Consider the following 24,925-nt stretch of genomic DNA (forward strand, 5'->3'; position numbering starts at 1 on the left):
ATCATATATGCATTCTCCCTTTTTTTGTCTTGATAAGCTGACAGCCTGCCCTCATTCATCTTCATATCGTGAGAGCGGGTTATTGAAGAGCAACCAAGTCCTTGATTTCCTCTGTGGAAAGTTCGGTGATCCAGTTATCACTGCTGATGATCTCGTCGTTCAGGGCTTGCTTTTTATCAAGCATCTGGTCGATTTTTTCTTCCAGGGTCCCTGTGCAGATTAGCTTATGAACGTGAACGAAACGCTGTTGCCCTATTCGGTAAGCACGGTCGGTGGCTTGATTCTCAACAGCCGGGTTCCACCAGCGATCATAGTGAATCACGTGGTTCGCTTCTGTAAGATTAAGTCCAGTGCCGCCTGCTTTCAACGAGAGTATGAAGATGGGGAATTCCCCATCTTGGAATCGGGTGATCATTTCATCACGCTGCTTCTTGTTCGCACTCCCGTTCAGGAATGGCACTTCAAAGCCATATCGTTTTTCCAGCAATTCTTTAATCATATTGCCCATCCCGATATATTGTGTGAAAATGAGACAGCTTTCATCCTGTTCGCGGACAGCATCGATAATCTCGGTCAGTTTCTCGAGTTTGCCTGATCGGTTAGGTGCCTTCATGATATTTTCCTTCTCCGTCTCTTTTAAGTAAAGAGCTGGGTGATTGCAAAGCTGCTTGAGCTTATTCAGCATCTGGAGGATGATGCCTTTTCTTTCAAAGGCAGACAGTTGTTCGATATCAGTGAATGTATCTTTTATCAGTTGTTCATACAACGATGCTTGCTCGGTGGTAAGCGGAACGAATTCCTTTTGTTCTTGCTTATCTGGAAGATTAAGGGCGACTTCTTTATCGCGTTTTGTACGGCGAAGCAAGAAGGGCTGAATCAAACGCTGCAATTCCTTGATTTTATCCTTCTGTTCATCACGCTCAATGGTCGCCACATATTTTTCCTGAAACTGACCTAGCGTTCCGAGATAACCTTTGTTGATGAAGTCGAAAATCGCCCACAGCTCACTTAAACGGTTTTCCATCGGCGTACCCGATAAGGCGATATGATGCCTGCCGTTTAGCTTGCGGACCGCCTTGGATTGCTTTGTTTGGGAATTCTTGATGTTTTGCGCTTCATCAAGGATAACGCTGCTCCAATGGATGGTGGTCAGTTCAGCCTCATCTTGGTGGGTCAGTCCATATGATGTTAAGACAATATCATGATCGGCTGACAGTTTAGTAAATGCTTCACCTTTAGCACGATTCGATCCGTAATGAAGGTGAACTTTAAGTGATGGTGCGAATTTCTCCAATTCCTTTTGCCAGTTGCCCAGGACCGATGTCGGGCAGACGATGAGCGCCGATTGTACAGAGACGGATTCGGGGGCAGTGGCAATGATCTCAGCCTCATCACTGCTCTCGGTGCTGCTATCCTCTTCGACAATGATCGGTTCACTTTTTTGTTTATCCCTGGGGGCAGTGGGGAGCTCTTTACCGGCTCCTTCCTTGCCTTTCACATGAAGTAGGTAGGCGATCATCTGGACGGTTTTTCCAAGTCCCATATCGTCGGCTAGACAGGCACCAAAACCATGCTCCCTTAAAAAAAGGAGCCAGCTCATGCCCAGTTTTTGATAGGGGCGTAAATCGCCTTGAAGTGCATTAGGGACGGGCAGGATGGAAATGTTCTTGGTTTCCCGGAGTCTTCCAACCATTTTACGGAGCTCCTGGTTCAATTCAAATTGAATCCTGAGCATCTCGTCGTTTTCAGAATCGTCATCGCCATCTTCATTTATGCCATTCAACAGTTCCTGTTGCAGCAAGTCAGTCAATTGGATGCCTTTTTCATTAGCTGTTTCCATCAGCTCCTGAATTTGTTTAATGAAAGCTGGATCAAGCTTGACCCATTGGCCGCGGATGAAGACAAGCCGCCTTTTTTCATTGACGAGCTCCTCGAACTCCGCCTCGGTGAGCTCTTTGCCATTTAATGAGAACCGCCAATCAAAGTCCATTAAAGCTTTTAACCCGACATAAGACGGGCCGCGATTCGATTGGCTCTTCACTTTCGCCTTGACCTTCAATGAGGACTCCTTCAAGGCAAGCCACCACGATGGAAGGAGAATTTCGACGCCAAGAAACAGGAGCTTTTCGCTTGCATCGGTCAAGAATTCCCATGCATCTGTTTCCGAAATTTCCCTTTTCAGACGGCCATTCTCCCCAAGCCATGGCACGACGAGCTGCCAGCGTTTCGTAGCATGCACCACTTCACTTGCATACTTATTCCAGCCGCGCGGCAGTTTTTTTCCTGTATATGTTTCAATGATATTCTCATCCCTCTTTGAACGAAGGGTAACATCGAGTATCCAAGGCCCATTGCCATCAGGAGGCTCAGTTAAGCGGAGACCTATAGTGAATGGCTTGGGATCAGGAACGGTACCGAGCCATTCCTGCCAGCTGTCTTTGTCAAAAAAGGCCTGCAATTCTTCGGGAGAAAGTCGTGTATCCTTTAATGCCCCGACGGCTTCGCTCCATTTATGCTGCATGGGTGAATAGTTTTTTAAATACATATTAGCGGCACCGTTATACCACTTTTCGATAAAAGTACGGTTGGTTTCCAGTTCAGGTGAAGGGAGATCCAAAGATATTTCTTCTTCCCAAAAGGAAGGGACGAATTCCTCTTCCACTTCTTCCGGCAGCTTCCAGCCGATGGAGTCCAACTGAAGATTAGTGAAATCCGGTACGGGGATTCCGGCTTCAATGGATTCATGTAGAACGGGCGCTGCTGAAAGGCAGAGGGAGGATAACTCGGACCACTCCCAATCTATGAAGGAGTTAAAGCTTTCCCTAGCAAAAAAGTTGAGAAGTCCCCAAGCGTCAAGAATGAATACTTGATTTCCATCCACTATATCCGTAGTCATTTTGGTACCATAAAAGCTTGAGTCATCCCAGTTGAATAACAGCCTGCGTATATAATTCGTAGTGAGGAAGGTATTCTCTTCATTGACGACACCAAGGGCGTAGGTTCCGTTTTCGAGAGCCGCTATTTTGATTTTTAATTTCCCTGGATTAAACATCGATAAGCTTACCCCTTTTTAGTTCTTCTTGGAAAGCGCGAAGCCGTTTGGTTGAATCTGCTACATAAAGTATATAACGATCGAATACGTCTTCCTTTTTGCTCTTTTTATAGATGGTGCGCATCCTTTTCAAATAACGGACAGCTTGCTTATAAGCAGGCCGGTTTTTTAAAGAAACCTTTTCCTGGACCGCATGATAATAAAGGGGCAGGATTAGTTCCGGTTCTTTTGAAACCACTTCTTTGATGGATTCACTGCTGATTAAGTCAATGCTGATTTCCGAGTAAATATGCATCTCCACCCATTTTTTATATTGTCCTTGTTCAAAAAGGAAATTTGCATAGTTCCAATAGCTGTGCGGAAGGGTGGCCCTGTAAAATTTCTCAAGCAAATCAGTCCGTTTTAATTTATAACAGCAACTATTAATTAAAGTCGTGAACGTTCGGACGAAATCCACCCGTTTGTAATAATCGGATAAACCGGCAAGGAATTCCTGGACATTATGATTGATGAATTCAATGAAAGGGATGGCACGTGACCGGTTGTCAGATTCAGCCAGGAGATTCAGCCAATAAAAAATGTATGGACAGGCTTCCTTCTTCAATTCATGAAGAAGCTCAATCGCTTGTTTATCATGGTTCTCCAAAAGGGATAGGTGAATGGCTGCGAGGGAATAGGACGTCCTCTCTGTAGTGCCCATATACTTGTCGGGAAGTTCCTTATTGATTCGTTCCAGTTCCTCTTTACGCCATGAGGAGTTGGAGAACAAGTAGCTCCATATCTCCCGGTAGAGGTCAATCTTTTCGTATTCCAGGCCTTCTCCACCATCCAGTAGTTTAGCTACATCTTCCTTGATGCTGAAAACGAAGGGATCAAAGGCGAAGGGCCTCGCTTGCCTGCTAAGCGGCTGTACCGATTCATGCAGCTCTTCTGCCAGGTCGACGGCAAGTGCATAAAAGACCCTGATCGTTTGCGTCTCACTTTTATGCAGCTGAATCACTCTCAGTGTCTGCTGCATCGTGCAAAATTGCGTAACGAAATGATAAAGCAACTTCCATTCCCTTTCCATTGGAGCTTTTGAGCTAAGGCGTTTAAAGTAAGTTTGTATATGATTTTCAATCATATAAGTAGCCTCGCCTATATGAGGCTTGATATGTTCCGCAAAGGAATCATGGACGAATTGCTTCCATGATGGGTAGCTTTTATCTAAGGTGATGGAATTCCCCGCCGCCTGTTTAAGTAATTCACTTGCCCGTTTAACCTGCTGCAGTGCTTGTGCAGTTGAGGTGTTTTTTGGCGCTTTCCATTCACTCAGCCATTCGGAAACACTAGCGTGTTCAGAATATGCAGAAAAGAAAACGGCCATTTGATGCCGGCATATGAACCTTGAATCACATGTACAGCTTCCATCCTGAGGGAAGAGCAGATTCAGCCTGGCCTTAAAGCGTGTCCCATCCTGTACCTCAGCCGCAATCGTGTCCGCCGCTTCTTCTTTAATATCAACGAGCCCCTGACGGTATAAATGGAGCCCTTGATTCACCACATCCGAATCTTCCGGATCCCCGGCCTCCAAAAATTCCGCCAGCCGCTCCCCAACTAACAACAACTCCCGCTCCATACTCTCCTCCTTCAGGGACAAGCCCCGTTTAACAAAATTTATATTTTTTGTATGATCATGAACCATCAGTTCTTTAACATATCGTAATCCTGCCCCTGGTTATTCTTGGGCCTTGCATATATTACATCCCGAGATTGATTGGCGGGCTTTTTCCATGGCCGTTCTCTTTACGTTCTAATCCAGTTAATCGAACAAGGCATCACTGCTTCTAGCCGTATATTCATAAAAACCCTGTAAAAGTCAATATCGTCAAAAATCCCCTTGAATATAAGCGGTTCGGATATAAACAGGAATAACTGGCATTAACGTTAACCATGCCTGAAATCCTTCATCCTCATCACGCTTCACAAAACTAATTGATGAGGGGCGGGAACCTTTTTTAAAGGTGCGTTTTTTGAAGCATCTCTTTATTATACTTCATTTTGGCTTGGAATTTAAAATGTAGAATGGAGGTTTTGAAAATGATGCGTGTGAAATTATACAAATTCCTGATGAATGGCTCAGTTTGCTGCAAATGGGTTTCTCTATAAAAGTTAATACAAAGTTGACTGGAGAGGGAGCCTGGAGGCAACGTTCAAATTGTACATTCCTAAAAAAAATGTAGACAAACTCAACTTTCATCGAGTTTGCCAGTCTGGAGCCATTCCCGAGGGAATGGCCAAAAATATAGAATTAGTTTATTTTCATTTCGTTCTTCCAACTATCCAACTTTTTGTTGATGAATGTAACAAAGGTATGATTTTTTTGTAAATCGAATAGAAACGCTGACTTTTCCAAGTACTCTTTTGCCTCTTCAAAGTTACCTATAAGTTCAAAATTGTAACCCAAATGGTAGTGTAAATCAGCTAATGCATATAATTGATCATGTTCAAGGCACCACTTTATGGCATCTTGGCAGCAGGCAATGGACTCTTCGTATCGGACCAGGCGTGTTAACACTCTGCCAAAATTATAGGATAGGCGTGTCTTTAGCGTTTTATCCGTCAAAAAGGGTAGGGCTTTCAAGTGATCCAAAGCTTTCCTTAACAAGGCGAATGCATTTTCGTACTGTTCTTCGGCAACATACATTACACCAAGGCTGCTTAAGATTTCAAGCTCCCGTTCAGAATATATTTTGTCGGTCGTATGAGTAATGGCGATGGCCTGTTTAATGAATTCGATGGCTTTATCTAAATCTTTATTTTTTTCATATTCGTATATTCCCTTGTGCCAAAGAATCAATTGATGATTCCTTTTATTCTGAAGAAAGAGGGGACTGTTTTCCTCAGCCTTTACAATCTGCTGCATTTCCTCGTAATTACGGGTTCTCCTGGCTATTTTTAATTGATAAATCACTTCTTCGACGTAATCCAGCCTAGGGGTCATTCCAATATCGAAAAAATAGTTTACATCAACGCCTAAACGTTGGGAAATTAAGTAGAGGGTGGATGCATATGGATAGACATCGCCTTTTTCAATCTTGCTTATCTGTGCTTGTGTACAAATACCGGATGCCAACTCTTCCTGGGAAAGCCCGATTTGTTTACGTAGCTCTTTGATCTTTTGTCCAACTGCAAAAAAATCCATTTTGATTCTCCTTAAAATATGCCTAGAGTTATATTTTGTCATGAAAAATCGGTGAAAGCGGTATGTACAGGTCCTGAACGGTTTAAATAGAATCTTTAGTCGAAATATATGGTTTTTAGAAGTGTGGTTAAATATAACTATAGAATTAATTTCTATTTTAACCAATATTTTTTTAAAAGAAAAGGAGGAATGACCTATGAAAAAAAGTACTAAAGCATTAGTCGTATCTTTTCTTATCATCGCTGCTTTTGTTATTGTCCCAAGCGAATTACCAGGCCTTTACGCAGAACTTCCAGGTTTATATAAATAAGTAATGGAGCATCCCTATCAATCATTCAAGCATCTTCATTAGAAGATGTTTTTTTTATCATTATTAAATGATTATTCTTTTGCGCATATTCCTGTAGTTATAATTATCTATGAATGGAGGGTGTAAGATTCATTTGGTAGGTGCGGAAGAAACGTGAGCGTAGTTTGTAACGCCTATTTCCCTTTAATGATTTTGTTATAGTGTAAATAACAAAACGGAGAGAGGTGTAAGGTTAATGATGGATATTAATATGAAGATTCAGCCCTCTTTTTACGATGATGAATGTGCCATTGTGTTTTCTTTTTATTTTGATAAGGCCACCAGGAATATTGGTGAAGCAGTGGTGTACACATGCAAAAAATCAGATCAAAAAGAATACAACCAAGATCATATAGATACAGATATACAAGAAAAAATCGCTTATATTAAAGAGTTTTCCATTGCAGATGAATATCAGGCAACCTCGATGAAGAAAATCAAACATTTTTTGAATGTAATCGGCATCAAGAAATGTATAAAGCACAACCTTAAGGGAAATGAAATCGCATTTTAAACGATAAAAACTCATGACATACAACCCGTCATGAGTTTTTACCATTTAAATGAGAGTTTTGAGTATTCATCTTCTTTTTGATGAAATCGCTCATTTGCTTCCGTTCACTTGGTTTAGCGTTATTTGTTCTTTCAAAAAATTTAAAGTGTTGTTTATTGCTATCGGATTTCATGATGATGTCTCTCCTTTGCTTTTTTTGTTTACCCGTTTCTCATTAGTTAAAACATGATTTTCATTATAAAGGGAAAAAATAATGAACAAAAAATTTACATAATTATTCCTATAGTTATATTTTCTTCTGCGAATCACTGTATATAAGGATTAATAAGGTAATAATAAGTGGTATTGCCTAAATATGGAGGAATTTCGCGTTTTCTCATACGTTAAATAAATGCTAAAATAATCCGAATATCGGATTTTTCATTAGAAACATCAGTTTCTAGTACCCTAAAGTGAAGAGGGTTGAAGAACTCTTTTCGATGGCCCCCGAGGACTTGCTTGGGGGATTTTTTTATTTGGGCAATTTGTCCACTTTATTTCTATAATATGTTTCGTTTTGTTTGTCTATACATGGGTAATTATAAGAAATAAGATGAATTAAACCTTTTTTCAGCAGTTTAATCGGAGGAATATATTATATGTATGTGAAAATGAAAAATGATCCCACTAAGCGAACTTTCCAGCAGTACATTTTTCCATTTGCGCTTGAAGGAAAGATGATTGAAAAGTTTGTGGAAAAGTTGTTTAAGGACAATTTCGTTTTTTTGAATTTGAAAGATATGGAACAAGAAAATCAATTTTACGGTGGCCATAATGTTTCTCACCGTAAATTGGAAAAGTATTTCATGCCTTACATCGAGCCGATTTTATTTCCAAGCAATGCAAAACAGAAGGAAGGCTTGCGGCGTTTTACGAAAAAGCTGGATATTGATTGTACCTTCGAATCACCCTATCTAAATACCCCATTTATTATCAACTCTATAGATATTTTCATATGCCCATTTCATATTGGCATGATGAATCTTCGCATTACTTTGCCTGAGGGGCTTTCTTATGATGATGTGCTCTATTTTGGCGATACATTCCGAATCCTCGAACCGATCGCTGATGATGAAGAAAAAACGAAAGTAAGCTGTCGGGAAAATCAGTATGAACAGGTGAAGGATTTCATTTTCAATGAACTATTGCCGCCAATTGAGGAATATATGGATGAAGAACAAAGTAACCCTACATATTTTGGCAGTTTACCCTTCTTCATCGATGAAAGAATGTACGTGATCAGTTATACTGCATTCCCTGAGAATCGTGATATTACTAAAAATGATTTATTCCGCATCAGTGAGCTGAACGGGTATGACAATGATGGTGAGCCATATATAGGCGCATTAAACCCCGATTATATAGACAAGTATTATCAAGAAAGGGTATATGACAGGTGGGGCAAGGAAACCTATTATATAACTAGCATGTATCATTTTGCGTGTGTCACGAAAGCTAAAGGTAAACTGGAGCAGGAACTGGCAAGCGAAATGTATGGCCAGCATTTTTATACAGTGTTGCTTTTCTTCTATTATAAAATCGTACTGCTTAAATTGTCCCATGAACATTCCAAGATAGATGTGGAAAAAGATCAGTCGAATACGGAACAGCTGATTTTCATGATCACTCAGTTTTCTGCAAAGTACTTATTCACTGAAGTTAATAGTACGTCAATCGGTAAAGAGCTATTCAAAAAAACGGATGATGCCTTCAGGATTGCCGCTCTCTACAAGGAAGTGAAGGAAACACTTTCTTATCTTTATCAAAATCAGGATAAACTGTCTGGGAAAAGCAGTAATTATCTCTTGCAAATACTAACGATCTATACGGTTGTTTCCGGGATATTCGGAATGAATCTATATATTGAAGATTGGAAAGGGAAATTACCGTGGAAAGCCTATATGGATTACACCCTATACGAATGGGTAGCTGTCATTGTTACGACAAGCGGTCTGGTCATCTCGGCCATCTTGGGCTTTTTCTTTTTGAAAAAATGGCTGCAAGAGAAAAAAAGCCGAAAAAAAAGAATGCTTTAATATAAAAGTCCTGTACACCATGTACAGGACTTTTGTTTTAGAAAAAACATGGTCGACTAGAAAAATTAAGAAATTCGGAATGCAAAATCCCCCAATCCCCTAATATTTTGCTAAACTATAGGTATATCATTCTAACTATTCATTAGGAGGAAATCATGAAGAAACTAGCTTTAGTTTCCAGCTTATTGTTGATGAGCGTATTGTTCCTGGCCGGCTGCTCGAATGAGCCAAGTCCGGAAGATCGCTTTGCGGCATATACGAAGCTTTGGAATAAACAGGATTTTGCGAAGATGTACGAGTATCTGTCGCCTGAGACAAAGAAAGAAATCAGTGAGGATGAATTTGCGAAGCGTTATGAAAAAATCTATACGGGCATAGAAGCCGACCAATTAAAGGTGGACTATAAACAGCCTAAAGAAGAGAAAAAGCATAAAGATGGAGAAAAGGTAAGCCTTTCATATACCGTTGACATGTCCACTATGGCTGGTGCTGTCAGCTCTGACCATAAAGCGACACTTGTCAAGGAAGGGGAAGGCGAGGAAGAAAATTGGTACATCAAGTGGGATGAAAGCTATATATTCCCTCAATTGGAAGCCGGAGAGAAGGTATCGGTTGAATCGTATCCAGCCATTCGCGGCGAAATTGTCGATAGAAATGAACGCGGCCTTGCCATGAATGGAACGGTAGCAGAAGTGGGGATAGTGCCAGAGAAAATGGCCAACGAATCCGAAACGGTTAAAAAGGTCGCTGGAATCCTCAAAATGTCAACCGACGAAGTGAATCAGAAATTAAAACAATCATGGGTAAAGCCAAGCTATTTCGTGCCCATCAAGAAGATGTCAAATGATAATACGGCAACCTTGGAAAAGCTATTGAACATTGCAGGTGTATCTGTCAATAATACGGAAGAGCGTATATATCCGTATAAAGAGGCTACTGCCCATCTAATTGGATATGTCGGTGAGGCATCTGCGGAAGATCTGGAGAAATTCAAAGGAAAAGGTTATACCGCAAGTGACGTTATTGGCAAGCGAGGTCTTGAGGAAGTGTTGGAAGCGCGGCTTAAAGGTGAACCTGGAGGTAAAATCTTTATTAAAACCGAAGATGGCGAAGAAAAAGTGATTGCTGAAAAGCCTGCTGAAGAGGGAGAAACAATTACCTTGACCATCGACGCCGAGCTTCAAAAAGATATCTTCGAGCAATATAAGAACGAAACTGGATCGGCATCGGCAATTGATCCGAAGACAGGCGAAACGCTTGCACTTGTTTCAAGTCCGTCATTCGATCCTAATAAATATATTTTCGGGATAACAAAGGCGGAACAAAAGGCGCTTGAAGAAGACCCGGACAAACCACTTTTGAACCGCTTCAGTTCGACGTTTGCACCCGGTTCAACCATTAAGGCCATCACTGCGGCAATCGCTCTGAAAAATGGTGTGGATCCGAAAGATTCGATCAATATCCAAGGGAAAACGTGGGCCCAATCAACATGGAAAGATCATTCCATTACAAGGGTGGCGGACCCCGGTGTTCCAATCGATATGGAAAAAGCATTAATTTATTCAGATAATATTTACTTTGCCCAAAAAGCTTTGGGGCTTGGAAAGGAAAAATTCACAAATGGACTCAAGGCATTCGGATTTGATGAGTCTTTGAACTTCGATTATCCGATAAAAGCATCGAGCATCGGTAAGATCGACAGTGAGGGGCGCTTGGCGGATGCCGGATATGGTCAAGCGCAAGTCCAAATGAGCACGCTACATCTCGCCATGACCTATTCAGCCTTCTTGAATGAAGGAAACATCCTGACACCTTCGTTAATAACAGGAGATAAAACAGAAAAGAAAATATGGAAAGAACATGCGATATCAGCAGACCAAGCAAATCAGGTCACCAAGATGCTGACACAAGTGGTGGAACATCCTAAAGGAAGCGGACATGGAATAGATGATCTTGGCATCAAAATCGCTGCCAAAACGGGAACTGCCGAAATCAAGGCATCCAAAAATGCCGACGGAACAGAAAATGGCTGGTTTGTTGCCATGGACACAGAAGACCCGGAACTTCTCATGGCATGGATGATGGAAGATGTAAAAGGACGAGGCGGCAGCCATGTCGTTATCGATCATATGAAACCGGTGTTGAAAAAGTATTTGAAGTAAAGAAGCGGGTGAAAATGCAGCAAGCATTTACCACTAAAAAGCAGGACATGGTTTCTTCCATGTCCTGCTTTTATTTTTTCACACGTTGAGGATTCCATTTTGTTAAGACAATAAAACTGGATTTGAAGGATAATGAGTCGGACATACAGAATGTAAAAAGAGTACCGCAAGCGGGATCCGATTTCTGCAGCAGTGACATCTTCCAGGCCATTACCCATGCTAAAGATAAATAGAATAGGGATGAGGATGAAAAGCAATGAGAAGTTTAAGGTATTTGTTTATCGCTTTCTTTATCATTTTTTTTACATTTCCTTCTCATGAAGAAACGGCAGCGGAAGAGAATACAACGATGGAAGTGAAACTGAAGAATTATTTGGGGAATAGAACCAGTGTCAAAATAACGGCAACCGGGGACTACCGTACTTCAGGGGGGGAGATATTCATTAGAGCGGGTGAAAATCTGACTTTGAAAGTGGAGTCGGCTAAACTTGCCGTATACAAAGGTTTTAAGAAAACGGGGTCTTATGCTTCCTTTAAGGTAATTCCAGTTAAACCTGATGCTTCATTGTCCATAAACGGCCGTCCGTATTTTGGCTCATTTTCATTTACAGCGGAGGACGGTTACATCCGGCCAATCAATCATGTTTATATGGAAGATTATCTAAAGGGTGTTGTCCCGCTGGAGATGCCCGCACTATGGCATGCCGAAGCCTTAAAAGCACAGGCGATTGCCGCCCGGACTTATGCACTTCGCCATCAATCCACAATAATTGATGATACGGTTTCTTACCAAGTATATGGGGGGGCTGCCGGTCACTATCGAACTAATTCAGCCATTGAACAGACAAAGGGCATGGTAATCAAACATGATGGCGAAATAATCGAAGCGTTCTTTTCCTCAAGCAATGGAGGAATGACCGAATTGAATTCAAATGTTTGGTCAAGTGGCAACCCCCTTGCATATTTATCTATAAAAGAAGATCTCTATGATTCGAAAACCAATTGGGAGATAATGCTGGACAAACAGCAAATCGACCTTTCAAAAATGGATTTATCTAAACCGGAAGAATGGTGGGCAAGTGTAAAGGAAAAAGATGAAACGGTTGTGCCGAAACTGAAGGTTTGGCTGAAGAATAATGGATATGCGAATAAAGATATTAAAATAACGGATATTCCCTTGTTAACATTTACAGATGAAAAAACGGGAGGCCGTGTAACGAAAGGCTCCATCCAACTGAATTTCTATGTAAGGGATCTCGTTGATGACAGGGGGAAACTTTTGCAGCAAACGGTTAAGCTTACTAATGTCGCGGCTTCCAAAATCAGGGGCATGGTGGGGCAAGAGGTGATGAAAAGCTATTTGGTTGACCATTCATCTACCGATCCTTCAATAATTTCCATTAAAGGATTAGGATATGGGCATGGTGTAGGACTAAGTCAGTTTGGAGCGAAAAACAGAGCGGAGGGAGGCCAATCATATCAAGAGATTTTGGGGTTTTATTATCCTGACACAACTATAGAAAAGGAATATGGACCAGGTGCTGGATCTAAAACGGAACTTGTCGTAAAGTCGGAACCGAATTCAGTAAACATGAAAGCGGAGACGGATCGTTTAAATGATGAGGTTGGAATCACATACTCCCTAAAAGAAGATGCTGTGGTAACACTCACGATTAAAAATAGTAAAGGGAAAGCCTTAGCTACCCCAGTCCGTGACCAAACAATGAAAAAGGGTACCCATTCAGCAATCTGGAATACAAAAGCGGTAAGTAACGGTACATATGAAGCAGAAATATCAGCAATGGACCGAAGCGGGATTGAAGGTTCGGACATGATGGCGATTAAGATCAGTAAAGATACGTCGGCACCGAAAATAACCGATGTCAATACATCGGGTGATTATAGTACCGAGAAAGCGAACATAACCTATACCATTAATGAAAACGCAAATGTAACAGTGGCAATTAAGAACAGTAAAGGAAAGGTTGTTGGCATCCTTTCTGAAAGGCAGTTCAATAAAGGCAGGCAATCGGCAACCTGGGATTTCAAAAATATGTCCAACGGGATGTTTACGGTGACAATCTCCGCTAAGGATAAGAGTGAAAACAAGAAATCCATTTCAACGAAAGTCTCCATTAGGAAGACCACGGGAATAGTGACAGCAAGCGAATTATATATGAAAGAAAATAAAAATGCATCCTCTGAAACGGTCGGGAATCTATACAGGGACCAAGCCGTAACGATCCTGTCTCAACAAGATGAATGGTATAAAGTGAAAAAGGGAAGCCAAATTGGGTATGTATTAAAAAAACATGTAAAAAAATGAATGAGGAGGACGTCAATTTATGGCGTCTTTTTGTATAAAGATATTTAGATTCTTCATCAAACTCACGAGTAAAGCGCAAACTCACGAGTAAACGCCCCAAACTCACGAGTAAACGTCACAAACTCACGAGTAAATGGGCCAAACTCACGAGTAAACACACCAAACTCACGAGTAAACGCCCCAAACTCACGAGTATACTCACTAAAGCTTTGAGTTAACGGACTTCAATAGAAATGCGTACCGAAAAAAATCGAATGTATGAGATAGAATTTTAAGAGGCGAATGAATGTCTTCATTCCTCTTTTGTTTTATGCTGACCGGGAGTGAACGGAACATCGGCGGCTTTTGTGATGATTTTCGAAATATCCGTATTTTCTAGGACTCCATCGAAGGCTTCACTTCCTGGACCAGAGGCGAAAACGGGAATCATATTGGCTGTGTGCCCTCCTGTGGAACTGGCTGCCCGTATGCTTCGATCAGCTACACCCGCCTTATGGTGCCTGGCGATGGTGCTTCCGATTTCCCAATCGATTTGATGTTGTCGATAGACAAGCGTTCTATTCTTTTTTACGTTATCGATGAATTGGTCGACTTCCTGATCCGTAAGGGATATATGTGCATACTTCTTGAATGTGGAGACGACACTTTCTGGATTGATTTCATTATTTTTATCGAATGTAAGCTGTTTGGACATATATTCAGATGAAACCTTGATTTTTTTCAATGCGGTGATATCCATTGTTTCAGAAGCGGAGGTCCCCATTGTTTCGTGGTCTGCAAGTACAACAATCAATGTATCATTTCGATTTTTTGCCCAATTTACTACCTCTTTCACGGTTTGGTCAAATTCGATCGTTTCTTTCCATATTCCGGTGATATCGGCTGCATGCTCCATATGGTCAATACGCGCACCTTCTGCCATCAAGAAAAATCCTTTATCACCCCTTGATAAAATATCCAGCGCTTTGGCTGTCATTTCGGGCAGGGATGGCTCTTGAGAATGTAATACTTCTTTATCCAGTTTAAAATTCATATAGGTAGGGTGAAATAACCCTAAAAGTTTTTCCGGTTTATTAATGGAATTCAGTTCTTCTTTCGTCGTCGTAAACCCATATCCAGCTTGTTTAAATTTAGCGATTAAATCCTCGCCATTCTGCTTATCCGCCTTGAAATAGCTGGCACCTCCGCCGAGAATGACGTCGATTCGGTTATCAAATAGCTGCCTCGCGATATTTGCGCCACCTGTCCAGCGGTTAGGAACACTTGCACCAAAGGCAGCGGGTGTGGCATCGACTACCATATTGGTTGAGATGATCCCCACTTTTTTCCCATCGTTCTGAAACGCATCCAATATACTATCCACCTCGGAACCATTGGCATCGACACCGATTGATTCATTGTTGGTTTTTATACCAGTGGCAATCGCGGACCCTCCGGCAGCTGAGTCAGTGACGAAATTATTGGCGGAATACGTGCGCATCAGGGCAACATGCTCCAGTTGTTCCAAATGTAGAACACCTGTCTTTCCATATTCCAATTGCCGGGCAATCTCTATGGCCCCTACCCCCATGCCGTCGCCAATCAGCAATATGACATTCTTGGGGGTGTTTTTTGTCTCTGCTTGAATAGGGGAGCTCATGTAAATAAAGCAAAATATAAGAACGAATAATCCAAAGTGACGCGGCTGTGCAAGTTTATGAATGAATTTTCTGCTTGTCTTATTCATCTGTAATCCTCCAGTGGTTGAAAGTCTTCCTATTATTTGTTTAAATCGATAAAAAATCCCCTCCTTGATTTTCAGGATGGAGTTAATCTTTTTAGCGCCTTTTATGGAAGGGCATCCAGCCGCTTTTTACGTAATTTATCTTTCAAAAAAAGAAAGGATTTCTATATAATTACAATATGAAGGTGATAATTAACAAACAGTAAATATTTAACTGATATAATTTCACTAAAGTTCAATTGAATTAATAGGAGAGAAAACCCTATGCTATCCAGTATGAAAAAGTTCTTCAAAGAAGGTTCTAAAGACTTAAAGAGAATTTATAAGTTGGTAGAAGATGTGAATCGGCTAGAGGGTAAATATGAAAGTTATTCAGATCTGGAATTAAGCGGAATGAAGGATAGATTTAAAAGCGTATTGGATGCTGGTGACAATATATTGGATATACAAACAGATGCTTTTGCGGTCGTGAGGGAGGCTTCTAAACGAGTATTCAATCTTAGGCACCATGATGTTCAGCTTGCAGGCGGTTTTGTCCTGAGTGAAAGGGGCATCGCACAAATGAATACGGGCGAGGGGAAGACGCTTGTCTCCACTTTGCCTAGCTATTTACATGCACTGTACGGTAATGGTGTCCATATCATTACGGCCAATGAATATTTGGCCAGACGTGATATGGAGTTAATGGGACAAATTCATGAATTTCTAGGGTTGACGGTTGGTTTGAACATTTCCCAAATGGGGCCTTCCGCAAAACGTGAAGCGTATGCTGCAGATATCACGTATGGAACGGCAACAGAGTTCGGTTTTGATTATTTGCGTGATAATATGGTTTACCGAAGAGAAGAAAAGGTTCAGAGAGGACACCGATTTGCCATCGTCGATGAGATTGACAGCATCTTGATTGATGAAGCGAGGACACCATTAATCATTGCGGGCAGGGCAAGCGACGGAACAGAGCTTTACCAAATCACGGCACAAATCATGAAGACATTTATAGAAAATGATGATTACGAGATTTTCAGCGAGTCAAGGTCTGCCTATTTTACGGATCAAGGGTCTGCCAAGATTGAAGAGGCCTTTGGTATCGACAATCTGTATGGAATGGAACATCAAGAGTTATTACATAATGTTACACAGGCGCTAAAAGCCCATGCAATCATGAAATTGGATGCGGACTACATTGTCATCGATGGAAGAGTTGCAATCATCGATAAATTCACAGGCAGGGTGATGGAAGGGAGAAGCTTCAGTGATGGGCTTCATCAAGCGATTGAGGCAAAAGAGGGATTGGAGATTTCCGAAGAGAATGAAACACAGGCCATGATTACCGTCCAAAATTATTTTCGATTATATCATTCAATGTCTGGGATGACAGGCAGTGCCATGCCATCAAAGTCTGAATTCCAGGAAATATATCAGCTCCCCGTCATTGAAATTCCAACTAATGACCCCATCATTCGAGTTGATGAGGTTGATTTGATTTATAAAGATGAAACTAGTAAAATCAACAAAATCGTCTCGGAAGTAAAACGGATACATGATGGAGGCAGACCTATTCTGATCGGGACGACCTCCATTGAGCAATCTGAAAAAATTTCAGTTCAACTAAAGAAGGGCAATATCAAACATCAAATCCTTAATGCGAAGACGGAAGCGGATGAAGCGGAAATCATCGCGAATGCCGGGCAAAAAAATCAAGTGATGCTGGCTACGAACATGGCTGGGAGAGGAACTGATATATTACTTGCGAATGATGTCAAGGAATTGGGCGGCCTTCATATTATCGGTACGGAGCGGCACGAAAGCCGCCGGATCGATATGCAGCTAAGAGGACGTTCCGGCCGGCAGGGTGATCCTGGTTCAACACAATTCATCATTTCTTTGGAAGATGATTTGTTTGATTACTATGATGAAGAAGAAATCGGGCGTTATATCAAGAAAATCAAAACGGATGAAAATGGATTGGTGCTAAGCCCTGCACCTGATAAATTCGTTAAAATGGTTCAGGAAACAGTAGAGCAGATGCATCAATCAAGCCGTTACCATCTATTGAAGTTAGAACATTCATTAAATGAGCAGAGTAAAATCATCTATGCAATGAGAGATCGGATACTTGATATGGACCCTGGAAGGATGCCGGCCCTTTTACTTGAATATATCGAAAAATATATTACTCGGCTCACAGTGAAATATTATCCTGAACATATGGTTGAACCTGATCCCCATGCCTATATTGAAGAGCTTTCCCATGTTTTCCTGTCGTTAGGTTGGCAGGCAAGTGATTTTCAGGATCCAGAAGGTCAAATTGAAGGAAAAGCGTTGGATGCTTTAGGGGAATTGGAATCGAGGCTGAGGCTGATGATCTTTCAAAATGATGCAGAATGGGGAAACCAGTTGCGTGCTTTCATGCTGCAGCATATTGATACAAATTGGATGAACCATTTAGATGAAATGAACAGTCTGAAGGAAGGCATTGGTTTAAGCGGATATGGTCAGCAGGCCCCATATACACTGTTTGAAAAAGCGGCTCTCAGTCAATTCAACCTTCTATTAAGTAAAATTGAGTCGGAGATAAGCATCCGTTTTATGGAATATATGAAAAGCAATCGGGAAGATGCAGCTGCTTTGGAGGGTGAGGAACGATGAGTTTATTTGGAAAAAGGGATAATGCAGCTTCAGATGTACATGAGTTATTAAATCAGGATGACACCATTCATACTGCCCTGATGTTTCATAAAGGGTGGGAAATTTCTAAGCAAGAGGAATATGTATATAAATTCCACCATAAAAGGCTGCCTGCATTAAAACCGAACCAAATTTCAATTTCGGGCATCAAGCTGACCAGGGCGGAAGATGATGTAATCATAGTGGCTTTTCTACGAAATTCAATAGAGAAAGCTGTCAGGTTTGATATCGTGGATTTACTGTTAGTTGATGGAGATGGAAAATTCCTCGCAAAAAAGACATTCGATCTTACAGAGCTTGGTGAGGTTCCAGCACTCTCAAGCATGCCATGGCGTTTCTTATTCGAGGAAGAAGATATGTTGGCGGAATCGATCCCTGATGAAGGTTGGAAGATTGCTTTTGAATGGAAGGGAAAGTAGGAAAAAAACAGCATGAGTCTAGCGGCAATCTGCAGCTTTTTTGCCGGAATGCCAAAGCAAAGCCCTCATCCTTTTAGTGATGAAGGCTTTTTGTTTATTAGGGAAGTCATTAGTGCCAAATATTTATGCTGTTTTCTGTGTGCAATTTCTCATAAATGGCAACGCTAAGTAATATTTATAAGTAATCTTCCGCAATCAGGCATTACTAAGGCTTGGAAATAATGAAGAGGAAAGTGGCAGGAGCATGAAGAATAACCTGAATCAACGATTGAAGGAGAGGCTATTTGAGATATTGTCATTTTCAATCGTGACCATACTTTTCACTTATACAAATGATAGGATGGGTAACGATCTTACTATTGGAATCATTACGATAATCATCGGTGTTGCCGGTTTTATTGTTTATTTGAAGGAATGGATAACGAACCGAATCGTAAAGGGCATCATTTTTTCAGTTTTCCTTCTTTCGATCATGGTCTTTTTCCTTGGGGACATCTGGTTTTATCGTTATTATTCGACACCTTTAACTTCCTATATGTGGATGCAAAAAAGCAATCTGAATGGGCTAGGTGAAAGTATATTCAGTATGATGGAACTGAAGGATGCAATCTTTCTTCTGGTAGGCATCCCAATTGCTGAATCATTTGTAAAGAAAAAATACCCCCTCAAGCATATGGCACTAGTGCCGGCCGTAATATTCCTGATGATAGCAGGATTAAAGCCGGTTAAGAATATCTTTTTCGACAAAGTGGATATAACCCGGCGTTATGAGGCGAATACCTTCTTGCGAAACTGGGGGCCTATCGGTCATCACGCATTGGATACATATGCCTATTTTATTGACTCGGGAAGGCATGGAATGTCCTCGGAAGAAAAGAAGGCCGTTTCTGATTACTTCAACAAAAAGAAAAGAAAGGAAAATGTCCATTCCGGATCCTTGGAGGGGAATAATCTGATTATCATCCAGGTGGAATCTTTACAGTCGTTTCCGCTATTTCAAAGCAGTGCCGGGCAGGAGGTCACGCCATTCATGAATGAACTGGCGAAAGGGGGATTGTACTTCCCGAATGTATATCCACAGACGGTATTTGGAAATTCATCTGACGGAGAACTTATCGTGAATACCGGTCTATTTCCTTTAAAGCAAGGTGCGACCTTTTTTCGATTCCCTTATAATGATTTTCCAGGTCTTGCTAAGGAATTAAAGAAGTCGGATTATCAAAGTTTTGCTTTCCACGGAGATGAAGAAGACTTTTGGAATAGGCAGCATGCATATCCCTCGTTAGGGTTTGATGACTATCTTTCCATAGAGGATATGCAGCAGGATGAGATGATTTCGATGGGCTTGGGAGACCGCAGTTTTTTCAATCAAAGCTATGATTTCTTAAAAGATAAACGAAATCCCTATTACGCCTTTTTCGTTACTTTGACCAGCCATGTACCTTTTTCACTGCCGAAAGAACAGATAACATTGAAGCCTGAAGCAGGAAAAGAGAACAGTTACCTGACCAAATATTTTGAAGCGATTCATTATACAGATTCAGCCATCGGGGATTTCATAAAGAAGTTGAAGGATGACGGGAAAATGAAAGACAGCGTGATTGTCATATACGGAGATCATGATGGCCTATTTTTAAAAGATAAACACGAGGTTGAAGCGTATTACGGCAGTAAAATTAGCGATGAAGAGTGGATTGAAAAATATATGCCCATTCCCGTGATCATTTATCAGGAGGGTATGGAAGGAAGAACGATTGATAAGGTAGCGGGCCAAATCGATATTCTACCAACTTTATATGATCTGTTCAATATTAAGAGTTCTTCATACTTTGGAGAGAGCATGCTGAATGGCGATGAGGGCGATGCTTTGATATTGAAAGGGGATTATGGTTCTCAAATGAAAATAAATGGGGAGGGCAAGGTCGATGGTTTTTCACCTGAAGACCAAAAGGAGATCGAACTGAGTGATCAAGTGATACGTTCAGATTACTTTAAACCAATTGGGAAAAAGGTAAAAAAAGAGGATGACTGATAAAAGCCATCCTCCATCCATTATAATCCGAGATGTGCTTTCACACGATTTTGGGCTTCTAGCTTTGTTTCTTCTGGAACGATATTGTACCAAATGCCGTTTACCCTTTGATTGTCACCTTCAAGTGTATATTGTTCAATATTTTTGAGGGATGATTTGTAGTTATTTTGGATACTTAACATGTCATTGAAGCTTAAATTAGTTTCCACGTTTTTACCCAGAGCTTCGAATATATCGTCATAATTGGTAAGAGTTGAAAGGCTTGCCCCTTTTTTCATGACAGCTTGGATAACCTGGCGTTGCCGCATTTGCCGTCCATAATCCCCGCGGGGATCTTCTTTACGGATTCGGGAATAAATCAAGGCCTCTTTACCATTTAAGTCGATTGTGCCTTTGTTGAAGGTATATCCTTTATAGGCAAGGTCCATATCATTATCGACTGTGACACCACCAACAGCATTCACAATATCCTGAAAGCCTTCCATATTCATTTTGACGTAATAATCAATCGGAATATCCAAATAGGCTTCCACTGTATTTATCGACATGGCAATTCCACCATATGCATAGGCATGGTTCATTTTATCGGTTGTACCTTTACCGATGATCTCCGTACGGGTATCTCTCGGTAAACTCAATAACTCAATCGATTCCTTTTTAGGATTAACCGTCATGACAATCATCGTATCTGATCGACCTGAGTCATTCTTTCTTTCATCCACACCAAGAATTAGTAATGAAAATGGATCTTTGCTTTTGAACTTGATGTCCTCTACTCGCTTATCCGTTTTATGTGCTGTACCCTGCATGGTGCTGATCGCACCGGCCAATGATTGATAAACGGAAGCGCCATAAACACCTGCGCCAATGAAAAGGATAAGAAGGGTGAAGCCGATTATTTTAAACGTTTTGCGTTTCTTTTTCTTTTTTTTATGTTCGGATCTCATCTAATATTCCTCCCTTAACCATCCCACAAAATGGAAGGTGTGAAAAAGTACCTAGTCGGTATTTTTAACTATACCTTTTTTTTGTCAAAAATAGAATAGTTTCTTTTTGTACTTAGAGTGCATATTTACCTTTTTTCATCCAAAAAAACGAAGGATTCTAGAGAAACCGAATTCCTTCGTTGGCAAATCATTCGAATGTTTTGTAAATTGTATAACCTGGAGATAGAGAAACTATGATACTTTTGCATGAAATTGCCAGACTTTAAGAGGAAAGTCTGGCAAGAAAATCTTATAAACTTCTATAACCGATGAATTTACTTTTGAAATAAGAGTTTGAAGTACTACTGATTGTTACTCCCTTACTTGATGAGGCATGAATGAATTCCCCGCCGCCCAAGTAGATTCCCATATGGTTTACCACTGATTTATTGGAACCAGTTGCAAAGAAGATAAGATCGCCGGTTTTCGGTGAAGTAACTTTTTTACTCATATCATAATATGTGGAAGATGAAAGCCTCGGAACATCATACCCAGCCTTCTTGAACGTATAGTAAATAAATCCGCTGCAATCGAAACCTGATGGGGAGGCACCCGCCCACGAATAAGGTGTACCAATTAATTTCTTTGCTTCGGAAACGAGCTGGGCCACTTTGTTCCCCGAACTTGGGGCTTCCACTTTTCCAACATCGTTATTATCTGCAGTGCTTGCCGATTTACTTAATTTTAGTTTTTGACCCACTCTGATTAAATCGGACTTTAACGAGTTGATTGATTTAAGCTGGGCTACAGACAAGTTGGTTTCCTTGGAAATCTTAGAAAGGGTGTCACCTTTTACCACTATGTATATAGACGAATCGGCTGGGGTCTGTGTCACATTGGATGGTTTGGAGCTGCCTGGTAAATCAATGGTAGTGGTGGTAGTTGATTTAGATACGATAAGTTTGGCGCCTGCATAAATTCTATCGGATTTTAAGTTATTCATTTTCATCAATTCAGCAAGTGTAAGGTCATGCTTGTTTGCTATCCTTGTTAAGGTATCACCTGAAACAATGGTATATGTGGTTTTATTTGTTTTTTTCACGGAAACAGAAGAAGCATTTGATGTTGTTGTGGAGTTGGGTGTAATTAATTTCTGATTGATTCTCAAAAAGTCTGATTTTAAGTTATTAAGCTGTTTTAAGTCTTTTACCGTCGTATTATGCTTCTGGGCGATTTTACTTAAATTATCACCGCTTTTAACTGTATATGTACCGGCAAGGGCAGGAGAAACAAAAGTCGAAGATAAAATGGCTAATGTCGAAAATGCGACAACACTTTTTTTCACGGTTTTCCACCTCTAATATGTCTTTTTCCCTATTCTAACAAATTATTTGGGGATAAACATATTACATTTTTATTACATGGGGAAAATAGTATTATTTTACTGGTTTATATTGGTGGGGTTTGAGTATTGTAATCTACAATATTTTCTATATTATGAGTCTTTTTTCACATTGTGGATTTTTATGTTTTCGTTTGTCATTTGCTGTAAAACTACACCTGTTTTTAGGGTATGCATGAAAAAAATGAAAACCCACTTCGTTTTACGAAGTGGGTGGTTTTATTTAAAAAGGAAATCAACTAAATCCCTGCTTGAATTTCCCGTGGAGTATTCATTCCATTTTTGGTTAAAGGAAGCGATCTTCATTAATGAATGATCGGCGGTACGGATTTCCCTTAAGAGCTCTTCTGTGGTAGATACCACGGGTCCAGGCATGGAAGAAGAGTAGTCCTCCCAGAATCCCCGTTCCTGCACATACTTTTCTAAGTCATATGCAAAGAATATCATGGGTCTTCCCAAAAAAGAGAATTCAAATGGTATCGATGAGTAATCGGTAATTAAAAGATCCGTACTGATCAGCAGTTGATTAACGTGAAATTCACTAATTACAGGGTAAATGAATCCCGGAAATTTATCTTGTAAATCATGCTCTGCTTTTACAGATGGATGCAGTTTCAGTAATAACGCATAATCTTCGTCCTGAAGTTCCTTGAAGAGCAATTCCAAATCAAGTGCAATCTCTCCGTCGTTCAAGCTGTCATTACGAAATGTAGGGGCATATAATATGATTTTCTTATGTTCAAGTTCTGGATACTTGGCCAGCAAAGCATTACGGGCAGTTCTTTTTGATTCATCATTAAAGAAGAAATCGGTCCGAGGTATTCCAGTCCTTAGGATATGGGATGCTGGCAGTTGAAAACTTTCCTGATAAATCCCTGCCATTATTTCTGAACCTGCCGTAACATAATCAAATTTTTTATATACCTCTAAAAATCTTCTCCTTGCACCGGCTGAACGGTTTTGAATGGAAGGGTCCTTTGCCCCGAATTGCTTAACGGCACCTGCCGCATGCCATACTTGAACACAGGTCACTTGCCTTTTGAATGCAATGGCTGAAAGAAAGCCAAAATAATTATCGATGATGATCCATTTTGATGTAGCCAGATGATAAATCGACTGGATCATGGCAATGATATTTTTTGATTCAAACGGAAGGACGATGGTTTCCCCATCGTCCCTAACTTGTATAGAACTGCTTGATTTCATTAAAAAAACTTTTTGAACGGAAATGTCCTGCTTGTCCATTTCATCTGCGATATATTGGCAATTGTCCCCGAATGATGTGACAAAGGTCGTTTTGTCATGTAAAGGGAAAAGTTTAAAGATAGAGAATAAAACTTTGAAACAAAAAAGATAAATCCCTATCGCGAATTCTTTAGCCATTAGTTACTTGTAAAAGGTCATCTTTAATTTGGGAAGTCGAAATGCCGATTGTCCTTGGAAGGTAGACCACTTCACAAACTTCGGATAATTCATCGAATTGGCCTTTCCAGTCATCACCCATTACAAAAATATCTACACCTTCACGAACGATGTCTTCCCGCTTTTGTTCCCAATTGTCTTCCGGTATAACTTCATCCACATAACGGATTGATTCAAGGATCATTTTTCTATTTTCAAAGCTATGATAAGCTTTTTTATCTTTTAAAGCATTGAATTCATCCGTCGAAATGGCAACAATCAGATAATCTCCTAAATCTTTAGCGCGTTTTAATAGATTGATATGGCCCCAATGAAGCAAATCAAAGGTTCCGTAAGTGATTACTTTCTTCATTTTTATTCCTCCTTTAAGACTCTTAAACTGTTATTCAATCAAAATCATATATATTTGGTCTATTAGAATATGAAATGGAACAATGAAACAGGCAGCTAGCATTTCAATTCTGCTTGTTTTATTCCTATATTTTTTAGGTAATGGCATTCTCTAACTAATTATAACTTAATAGCTTTACAAATAAACCACAATTTTTTTACAAATAAACCACAATTTTTTACATTGATGATTATTGTAAATATTAATTTTTAAGCTAAAATAAAATGTTGACTAATTTGTCTTACTCTGTAGGGCATAAT

16 protein-coding genes are annotated in these 24,925 nt (G+C 40.4%); 7 read left to right on the plus strand and 9 right to left on the minus strand.

Annotated features, from left to right (window positions below):
* Window positions 1–79: 79 nt before the first annotated feature.
* From ACFVSH_RS01680 to ACFVSH_RS01690, 3 genes are all read right to left on the minus strand, one after another.
* A complete protein-coding gene (locus tag ACFVSH_RS01680; RefSeq protein ID WP_387704465.1) occupies window positions 80–3,052 on the minus strand; it encodes a DEAD/DEAH box helicase in 2,973 nt (990 codons plus the stop codon).
* Window positions 3,045–4,670: a hypothetical protein gene (locus ACFVSH_RS01685; protein WP_387704466.1), complete on the minus strand. Its 1,626-nt coding sequence runs from the start codon at window positions 4,668–4,670 to the stop codon at window positions 3,045–3,047. The genes ACFVSH_RS01680 and ACFVSH_RS01685 overlap by 8 nt, the downstream gene beginning before the upstream one ends.
* Window positions 4,671–5,342: 672 nt before the next feature.
* Window positions 5,343–6,236: a helix-turn-helix domain-containing protein gene (locus ACFVSH_RS01690; RefSeq protein ID WP_387601259.1), complete on the minus strand. Its 894-nt coding sequence runs from the start codon at window positions 6,234–6,236 to the stop codon at window positions 5,343–5,345.
* Window positions 6,237–6,781: 545 nt separating this feature from the next.
* On the opposite strand from ACFVSH_RS01690, the gene ACFVSH_RS01695 reads away from it, so the two are divergent.
* The gene (locus ACFVSH_RS01695) at window positions 6,782–7,099 is read left to right on the plus strand and encodes a hypothetical protein (protein WP_387601256.1); all 318 of its coding nucleotides are present in this window, start codon (window positions 6,782–6,784) and stop codon (window positions 7,097–7,099) included.
* Between the two features lie 28 nt (window positions 7,100–7,127).
* Here the strand turns inward: ACFVSH_RS01695 and ACFVSH_RS01700 are convergent, their stop codons facing one another.
* Window positions 7,128–7,271 (minus strand): hypothetical protein, encoded by a 144-nt coding sequence (locus tag ACFVSH_RS01700; protein ID WP_260286816.1) that lies wholly within the window; start codon window positions 7,269–7,271, stop codon window positions 7,128–7,130.
* Window positions 7,272–7,737: 466 nt separating this feature from the next.
* Here ACFVSH_RS01700 and ACFVSH_RS01705 point away from each other — a divergent pair, with 466 nt between their 5' ends.
* From ACFVSH_RS01705 to ACFVSH_RS01715, 3 genes are all read left to right on the plus strand, one after another.
* A complete protein-coding gene (locus ACFVSH_RS01705; RefSeq protein ID WP_387704468.1) occupies window positions 7,738–9,174 on the plus strand; it encodes a hypothetical protein in 1,437 nt (478 codons plus the stop codon).
* A 155-nt stretch (window positions 9,175–9,329) separates the two neighbouring features.
* Entirely contained in the window at window positions 9,330–11,336 is a 2,007-nt protein-coding gene (locus ACFVSH_RS01710) for a penicillin-binding transpeptidase domain-containing protein (protein WP_387704470.1), read from the plus strand.
* A 256-nt stretch (window positions 11,337–11,592) separates the two neighbouring features.
* On the plus strand, window positions 11,593–13,662 hold the full coding sequence (locus tag ACFVSH_RS01715) for a SpoIID/LytB domain-containing protein (RefSeq protein ID WP_387601246.1): 2,070 nt from the start codon (window positions 11,593–11,595) through the stop codon (window positions 13,660–13,662).
* A 292-nt stretch (window positions 13,663–13,954) separates the two neighbouring features.
* On the opposite strand, the gene ACFVSH_RS01720 is transcribed toward ACFVSH_RS01715, so the two are convergent.
* On the minus strand, window positions 13,955–15,388 hold the full coding sequence (locus ACFVSH_RS01720; protein WP_387704472.1) for an alkaline phosphatase: 1,434 nt from the start codon (window positions 15,386–15,388) through the stop codon (window positions 13,955–13,957).
* Window positions 15,389–15,649: 261 nt separating this feature from the next.
* On the opposite strand from ACFVSH_RS01720, the gene secA reads away from it, so the two are divergent.
* From secA to ACFVSH_RS01735, 3 genes are all read left to right on the plus strand, one after another.
* Window positions 15,650–18,034: a preprotein translocase subunit SecA gene (gene secA, locus ACFVSH_RS01725; RefSeq protein WP_387704473.1), complete on the plus strand. Its 2,385-nt coding sequence runs from the start codon at window positions 15,650–15,652 to the stop codon at window positions 18,032–18,034.
* Window positions 18,031–18,492 carry an SLAP domain-containing protein gene (locus tag ACFVSH_RS01730; protein ID WP_387601238.1) on the plus strand — a complete coding sequence of 154 codons (462 nt, stop codon included), beginning with the start codon at window positions 18,031–18,033 and terminating at the stop codon, window positions 18,490–18,492. The genes secA and ACFVSH_RS01730 overlap by 4 nt, the downstream gene beginning before the upstream one ends.
* A gap of 244 nt (window positions 18,493–18,736) precedes the next feature.
* On the plus strand, window positions 18,737–20,524 hold the full coding sequence (locus ACFVSH_RS01735; protein WP_387704475.1) for an LTA synthase family protein: 1,788 nt from the start codon (window positions 18,737–18,739) through the stop codon (window positions 20,522–20,524).
* Window positions 20,525–20,544: 20 nt separating this feature from the next.
* Here ACFVSH_RS01735 and ACFVSH_RS01740 read toward each other — a convergent pair whose 3' ends face one another.
* From ACFVSH_RS01740 to tagD, 4 genes are all read right to left on the minus strand, one after another.
* Window positions 20,545–21,471 (minus strand): LCP family glycopolymer transferase, encoded by a 927-nt coding sequence (locus ACFVSH_RS01740; protein ID WP_260286801.1) that lies wholly within the window; start codon window positions 21,469–21,471, stop codon window positions 20,545–20,547.
* 289 nt (window positions 21,472–21,760) lie between these two features.
* Complete coding sequence (locus ACFVSH_RS01745) at window positions 21,761–22,795, minus strand: C40 family peptidase (RefSeq protein ID WP_387704477.1); 1,035 nt, start codon at window positions 22,793–22,795, stop codon at window positions 21,761–21,763.
* A gap of 276 nt (window positions 22,796–23,071) precedes the next feature.
* Complete coding sequence (locus tag ACFVSH_RS01750) at window positions 23,072–24,235, minus strand: CDP-glycerol glycerophosphotransferase family protein (protein WP_387704479.1); 1,164 nt, start codon at window positions 24,233–24,235, stop codon at window positions 23,072–23,074.
* Window positions 24,228–24,626: a glycerol-3-phosphate cytidylyltransferase gene (gene tagD, locus ACFVSH_RS01755; RefSeq protein WP_057278149.1), complete on the minus strand. Its 399-nt coding sequence runs from the start codon at window positions 24,624–24,626 to the stop codon at window positions 24,228–24,230. Before tagD ends, ACFVSH_RS01750 begins: the two co-directional genes overlap by 8 nt.
* Window positions 24,627–24,925 lie beyond the last annotated feature (299 nt).

It is taken from the genome of Peribacillus sp. NPDC058002, from assembly GCF_042886655.1.
Taxonomy (GTDB): domain Bacteria; phylum Bacillota; class Bacilli; order Bacillales; family DSM-1321; genus Peribacillus; species Peribacillus aracenensis.

Excerpts from the sequence above, each read along its gene's own strand:
- ACFVSH_RS01680 (WP_387704465.1), bottom strand. The coding sequence starts at position 3,052 with ATGTTTAATCCAGGGAAATTAAAAATCAAAATAGCGGCTCTCGAAAAC.
- ACFVSH_RS01685 (WP_387704466.1), bottom strand. The coding sequence starts at position 4,670 with ATGGAGCGGGAGTTGTTGTTAGTTGGGGAGCGGCTGGCGGAATTTTTG.
- ACFVSH_RS01690 (WP_387601259.1), bottom strand. The coding sequence starts at position 6,236 with ATGGATTTTTTTGCAGTTGGACAAAAGATCAAAGAGCTACGTAAACAA.
- ACFVSH_RS01695 (WP_387601256.1), top strand. The coding sequence starts at position 6,782 with ATGATGGATATTAATATGAAGATTCAGCCCTCTTTTTACGATGATGAA.
- ACFVSH_RS01700 (WP_260286816.1), bottom strand. The coding sequence starts at position 7,271 with ATGAAATCCGATAGCAATAAACAACACTTTAAATTTTTTGAAAGAACA.
- ACFVSH_RS01705 (WP_387704468.1), top strand. The coding sequence starts at position 7,738 with ATGTATGTGAAAATGAAAAATGATCCCACTAAGCGAACTTTCCAGCAG.
- ACFVSH_RS01710 (WP_387704470.1), top strand. The coding sequence starts at position 9,330 with ATGAAGAAACTAGCTTTAGTTTCCAGCTTATTGTTGATGAGCGTATTG.
- ACFVSH_RS01715 (WP_387601246.1), top strand. The coding sequence starts at position 11,593 with ATGAGAAGTTTAAGGTATTTGTTTATCGCTTTCTTTATCATTTTTTTT.
- ACFVSH_RS01720 (WP_387704472.1), bottom strand. The coding sequence starts at position 15,388 with ATGAATAAGACAAGCAGAAAATTCATTCATAAACTTGCACAGCCGCGT.
- secA (WP_387704473.1), top strand. The coding sequence starts at position 15,650 with ATGCTATCCAGTATGAAAAAGTTCTTCAAAGAAGGTTCTAAAGACTTA.
- ACFVSH_RS01730 (WP_387601238.1), top strand. The coding sequence starts at position 18,031 with ATGAGTTTATTTGGAAAAAGGGATAATGCAGCTTCAGATGTACATGAG.
- ACFVSH_RS01735 (WP_387704475.1), top strand. The coding sequence starts at position 18,737 with ATGAAGAATAACCTGAATCAACGATTGAAGGAGAGGCTATTTGAGATA.
- ACFVSH_RS01740 (WP_260286801.1), bottom strand. The coding sequence starts at position 21,471 with ATGAGATCCGAACATAAAAAAAAGAAAAAGAAACGCAAAACGTTTAAA.
- ACFVSH_RS01750 (WP_387704479.1), bottom strand. The coding sequence starts at position 24,235 with ATGGCTAAAGAATTCGCGATAGGGATTTATCTTTTTTGTTTCAAAGTT.
- tagD (WP_057278149.1), bottom strand. The coding sequence starts at position 24,626 with ATGAAGAAAGTAATCACTTACGGAACCTTTGATTTGCTTCATTGGGGC.